Consider the following 5,201-nt stretch of genomic DNA (forward strand, 5'->3'; position numbering starts at 1 on the left):
CACTCCTGAGCTTCTTCCTGTCCTCAAAGAGAACGGTGTTGTTGACTCTGGTGCGTTTGGTTTTGCAACCTTCCTGGAGGGCTTTGTAAATGCTGTTACTGGCAAGACTGAGACTACTGACTTCCAGACTACCGTTTCTGTTTCTGATGCTAAGGCTGCTACCAGCGCTAAGGTTGAGATTGAGCTCAACGATGACTGGGAGGGTTCTGAGTATCGTTACTGCAATGAGTTCCTCTTCAAGGCAGATAGCCCAGACTTTGACGAGGAAGCAGCTCTGAACTTCCTGGCAACTATGGGTGATTGTGAGCTTCTTGTTGGCGCAAACCCAGACTACAAGATTCACGTTCACTCAAATACTCCTAACAAGGTTCTTGAGTACATGCTTCAGTACGGCCAGATTTTTGAGGTCTTCATTCACAACATGGACCTTGAGGCTAAGGAGCGTACCGAGAAGATCGCTGAAGATAAGAAGGCTGCGGCTGCACCTAGAAAAGAGCTTGGCTTTGTTGCAGTAACTGCTGGTTCTGGCACTGAATCAATCTTGAAGTCTCTTGGTGTTGACGTTGTTGTTTCTGGCGGTCAGACCATGAACCCTTCAACTGCAGACATTCTTGCTGCAATTGAAGAGGCCAATGCAGACCAGGTTATTGTTATGCCAAATAACTCCAACATTCGTATGGCAGCAGAGGCTGCTGCAAGCGCATGTGAGGATGTTAAGGTTGCCGTTATTCCAACCAAGTCTGTTCTTCAGGCATTTGCTGCAATGTTTGTTGTTGCAGATGGCGTTCCATTTGAAGAGCTTGTAGAAGAGATGACTGACGCTATCTCTGGCGTTCGCTACGGTGAGGTAACCACTGCAGTCCGTGATTCCTCTGCAGCTAACGGCACCCCTATTCACGATGGTGATGTTATGGGTATCCAGGGCGGCTCCATTGATGTTGTCGGCTCTGATGTCATGCAGGTCACGCTTGACCTTATTGCCAAGATGCAAGAGGAGGAAGAGGGCGACAACCTCACCATTCTTGCAGGTGAAGACTTCTCTGACGAGCAGCTCGATCTTCTCGCCAGTAAGATTGAGGACACCTATCCAGACCTTGAGGTTGACGCTCAGCGCGGCGAGCAGCCACTCTATCCAGTCATCTTCTCTATTGAGTAGGAAATGTCTGAGTCCAAGGTAAGCATCGCTCCCGCATCAGAGCGAGTAGCACATACCTGCTCACTTGTTGATAGTGTGACCAGGTTAAGGTATGTCAATGCAAATCGTGCCGAGGCGCTTGAGCGTCTCGGCATTCTGCGTGTACGAGACCTTTTGCTCAATGTTCCTCACCGCTACCTCGATTTTTCTCACCGCGTGCAGATTGCTTTTGCGCAGATAGGTGAGGACGCTACCATTACAGGCCGCGTTGCTTCGGTAAAGACCAAGCGTCCACGTCCTAAAATGGTCATTGTTGAGATTGAGATTGTGGATGATACGGGCGTACTCACAGCTTCGTTTTTTAGGCAGCCTTGGATAGCTGAGCAAATCCACGTTGACGATGAAGTGGCGCTAAGCGGTAAGGTTCTCTTTGCCTACGGTTACCGTCAGATGAAGTCACCGTTTTACGAGGTGCTTAGTACGGCAAAGTCTGACTCAAACGATGAAGCACGCTCCAAAGAGACGCCTTCAAAAGCTGCAATTCTTCCTGTTCACCCAGCTACCGAGGGTGTGAGTCCTGCATGGATGCGTCGCATTATGTCAGCGGCTTTGGCGGATACGGGAAGCGTGTGTGATTGGCTGCCCTCAGAGCTTGTCTCCAAGCACCGCCTTATGTCACTCTCATCGGCGCTTCGTGAGGTCCATTTTCCCACAAGCTTGGACGCAGCTGAGCAGGCGCGCCGCCGTCTTGCTTTTGATGAGCTTCTTAGCTTACAGCTTGCCCTTCTGGCCAGGAGAAACTTGGAGCTTGCAGGCCATAAGCCTTTTGAGCACGTTATAGATGGACCTAAAGTTAAGGCTTTGATAGAGGCTTTGCCTTTTGCCCTAACTGACGAGCAAAACCATGCTGCTCAAGAGATTCTTTCTGATATGGCAGCACCACGTATTATGAATCGCTTGCTTTTGGGTGATGTTGGTACTGGTAAAACAGCTGTTGCCGCTGTTGCCTTGGCTGCAGCAGCAGATTCTTCAACTCAGGCAGCTGTGATGGCTCCTACCTCAGTTCTTGCTCAGCAGTACGCTCAAAAAATTGGCCCCTTGCTTTCACTTGCGGGAATTACGTGGGCGCTTATTACGGGTTCTACCTCAGAAGAGGAGAGGCGACAGATTGAACTTTGCCTAGCCGACGGTTCTTTGTCCATTGTCTTTGGCACCACTGCGCTTCTCTCAGATAGCGTGGTATTTAAGCAGCTCACCCTTGCTGTTGTTGACGAGCAGCATCGTTTTGGCGTTGATCAAAGAACAGCGTTGCGCAAAAAAGGACAAGGCGTAGATCTTCTCGCCATGAGTGCAACGCCAATCCCGCGTACGCTGGCACTTTCTTTGTACGGAGACGTTGATACGTCTCGCATTACCAAAAGACCAAAGGCAGGAGCTGGCGTTACCACCAAACTGTGTGTGCCAGAAAACCTTGACCAAGCATATGCTGCTGTCGCCGAAGCTGTTCAAGCGGGTCATCAGGCATGCTTGGTCTGCCCTTTAATTGACCCAAGCGATTCTGAAGAAGAGCTTGAAGATGTTCCTGAGGCTGCTCGTACAAACGGTAAACTCTACAGTGCAACTCGCGTATATGAGGAGCTTTCAAAGACCGTTTTCAAGGACTTTACCTGTGATCTTTTGACCGGCAGACTGCCTGAGACACAAAAAGATAAGGTAATGGAAAAGTTCCGCGCAAATAAGACGCAGATTCTGGTCTCTACAACCGTCATTGAGGTTGGCGTTGACGTTCCTAACGCTACGGTCATGATCGTCTTTAATGCGGATCGTTTTGGTTTGGCTACCTTGCACCAGCTCAGAGGCCGTGTTGGTCGAGGAGATTTCCCAGGAACTGTGTATCTGGCAAGCAATGCCAAGCGAGGCTCTACCGCAAGAAAGCGCTTAGCCGCGCTTGAGCAAACCTCCGACGGCGCACGCTTGGCAGAGCTTGACCTTGAGCTCAGGCACGAGGGAGAAACCCTGGGATACCGTCAGTCGGGCGGTACCACGCTCAAGATTTCTGATCTTTACGCGGATGCGGACCTGATTAAGGCAGCCCACACGGACGCTTTGGCAATTACTGCTCAAGACCCAAATCTTACCAGCGATGCCTATGCTACGCTGGGAATTGAGGCAAAAGATCGCTTTGGTATCTACTTTGAAGAGCTTGGCTATAAGTAATAACCTGCAGGTAAACTGCAGTACAAGATAGGTTTGGTGGCGAGAAAACCCATGAGGATTGTTGGCGGAAAATGGAAAGGTCGTGCAATTGAGGCCCCTGATGGCAAGGGGACTACGCGACCAACCACTGATCGTACGCGTGAGGCTATTGCAAGCTCCATCTTGGCTTCTCGCGGTCTTGACCTCAGTGAATCCAGAGTACTTGACGCTTTTGCAGGCTCGGGTGCTATGGGCTTTGAGCTTCTTTCTAGAGGAGCGCTATACGCTGCTTTTGTTGATAAAGACAGAAAGACGTGCGATCGCATTAAGCGTACGGCTAAATCTCTTGGCGTAAGCACCTCTGAGATGAGTGTTATCTGTGGAGATACAGCGCGCTTAGCTGAGTCATCCCAGCTGTTTGGAGGTCCTTTTGACGTGGTATTTTTGGACCCTCCTTATGCCGTCGAGGCAGAGGTAGTATCCAAGCTGCTCAAAGACTTGACTCAGGCGGGAAGTCTGACAAAAGACGCTGTAGTAGTCTATGAACATAGCCATAAATCTGATTCACTTTCTCTTGATAATTTTGAGCTTTCTAAGAGTAAGCGTTATGGTATTGCTCAAGTTGATTTACTTGTTCGTTGTGAGGGATAGGAGATACGTTGAACAGCATCACTCACGTAGTTGTACCAGGTACTTTTGATCCCGTCACAAACGGACACCTTGATGTAATCAAACGAGCTTCTCGTCTTTTTGAAAATGTTACGGTAGCTGTTGCGGCTTCAAAGCGTAAACACGGCACGGGAACTACGTTTTCTCTTGAAGAGCGTGTACAGATGCTCAAAGACGCGCTGGTAGATGAAGGACTTGTGCACGTTTCTGTAGAGCCTATGGAAGGTCTTCTGGTTGATTTCTGCAATGCTCGCGGCGCAGGTGGTGTTGTTAAAGGCCTAAGAGCTATGACAGACTTTGAGTATGAGCTGCAACAGGCAGACCTTAACTCCCATATGGCTCCTGAGCTGGAGAGCGTCTTTGTTATGTCCAGTCCAGAGTACGGCTATATTTCTTCCTCAATTGTGAGAGAGATTTCAGCTATGGGCGCAGATGTATCATTTTTGGTACCAAAGAACGTCATTAAAAAGCTTGATGCTCTGCATAATTGCGGTAATTAAGTATATTTGCCCTGCATTTTCATTATATTCTGCTAACATTCTTAAAAAGGTGTTTTATGCGTCGTGCTCATAAGGGCTAAAACTGCATATAACACAGCTTATGTATTGGATTGAAAGGAGCCCTGGATGCAGCCAGGCGAGGAAATTGAGAGCCTTGTATCTGAGATTGAGCAGATGGTAACTGAGGCTAAGTCACCTTTTATGGATGGCGGTAACAAGAAGATTATTGATGCCCAGGACTTCTACGAGCTGCTTGACGAGATTCGTCGTGTCTTCCCAGAAGAGTTTGCAACCGCTCGTCGCATCATCAAGGAAGAGGATGAGACCCTTGAGCGTGCACGTGCTCAGGCAGAATCCATCATTGCTGACGCACAGCAGCAGGCTATGATTCTTGCTGGTGACCAGGAGGTTGTCCGCCTTGCTCAGCAGCAGGCAGATGGCATTCGTGACCAGGCAGAGCAGTATGAGCGTGATACTCGCTACAACGCTGAGGAGTATGCAGATACCGTTCTTGCTCACCTTGAGGAGAACCTCAAGAGCCTGACAAACTCAGTCTCTCGTGTTCGTCAGACACTTGATGAGAACTCTGGTCCTCGTAACACCAGCAATAACGTTGCCTGGTAATTCCAATGCAATCAGTTCTTTACGCACTAGATGATCGTCTTGCAAATGCAGGCGATACCGTTTCTTATGCGGGTCAT

General features: G+C 49.1%; 5 protein-coding genes. All 5 read left to right on the top strand.

What is annotated here, in order from left to right:
• Positions 1–1,156: DAK2 domain-containing protein (locus RWJ43_RS05840; RefSeq protein WP_314008894.1), on the top strand; the 1,156-nt coding region annotated here is incomplete at its 5' end.
• Positions 1,157–1,159: 3 nt separating this feature from the next.
• Positions 1,160–3,352 carry an ATP-dependent DNA helicase RecG gene (gene recG, locus RWJ43_RS05845; RefSeq protein ID WP_314008896.1) on the top strand — a complete coding sequence of 731 codons (2,193 nt, stop codon included), beginning with the start codon at positions 1,160–1,162 and terminating at the stop codon, positions 3,350–3,352.
• Between the two features lie 51 nt (positions 3,353–3,403).
• The gene (gene rsmD / locus RWJ43_RS05850; RefSeq protein ID WP_314008898.1) at positions 3,404–3,982 is read left to right on the top strand and encodes a 16S rRNA (guanine(966)-N(2))-methyltransferase RsmD; all 579 of its coding nucleotides are present in this window, start codon (positions 3,404–3,406) and stop codon (positions 3,980–3,982) included.
• Positions 3,983–3,990: 8 nt separating this feature from the next.
• Complete coding sequence (gene coaD, locus RWJ43_RS05855) at positions 3,991–4,500, top strand: pantetheine-phosphate adenylyltransferase (protein ID WP_314008900.1); 510 nt, start codon at positions 3,991–3,993, stop codon at positions 4,498–4,500.
• A 126-nt stretch (positions 4,501–4,626) separates the two neighbouring features.
• On the top strand, positions 4,627–5,124 hold the full coding sequence (locus tag RWJ43_RS05860) for a hypothetical protein (RefSeq protein ID WP_012808943.1): 498 nt from the start codon (positions 4,627–4,629) through the stop codon (positions 5,122–5,124).
• Positions 5,125–5,201: the final 77 nt, after the last annotated feature.

Origin of the sequence: Lancefieldella parvula (genome assembly GCF_963530955.1) — a bacterium.
GTDB classification, from domain to species: Bacteria; Actinomycetota; Coriobacteriia; order Coriobacteriales; family Atopobiaceae; genus Lancefieldella; species Lancefieldella parvula_A.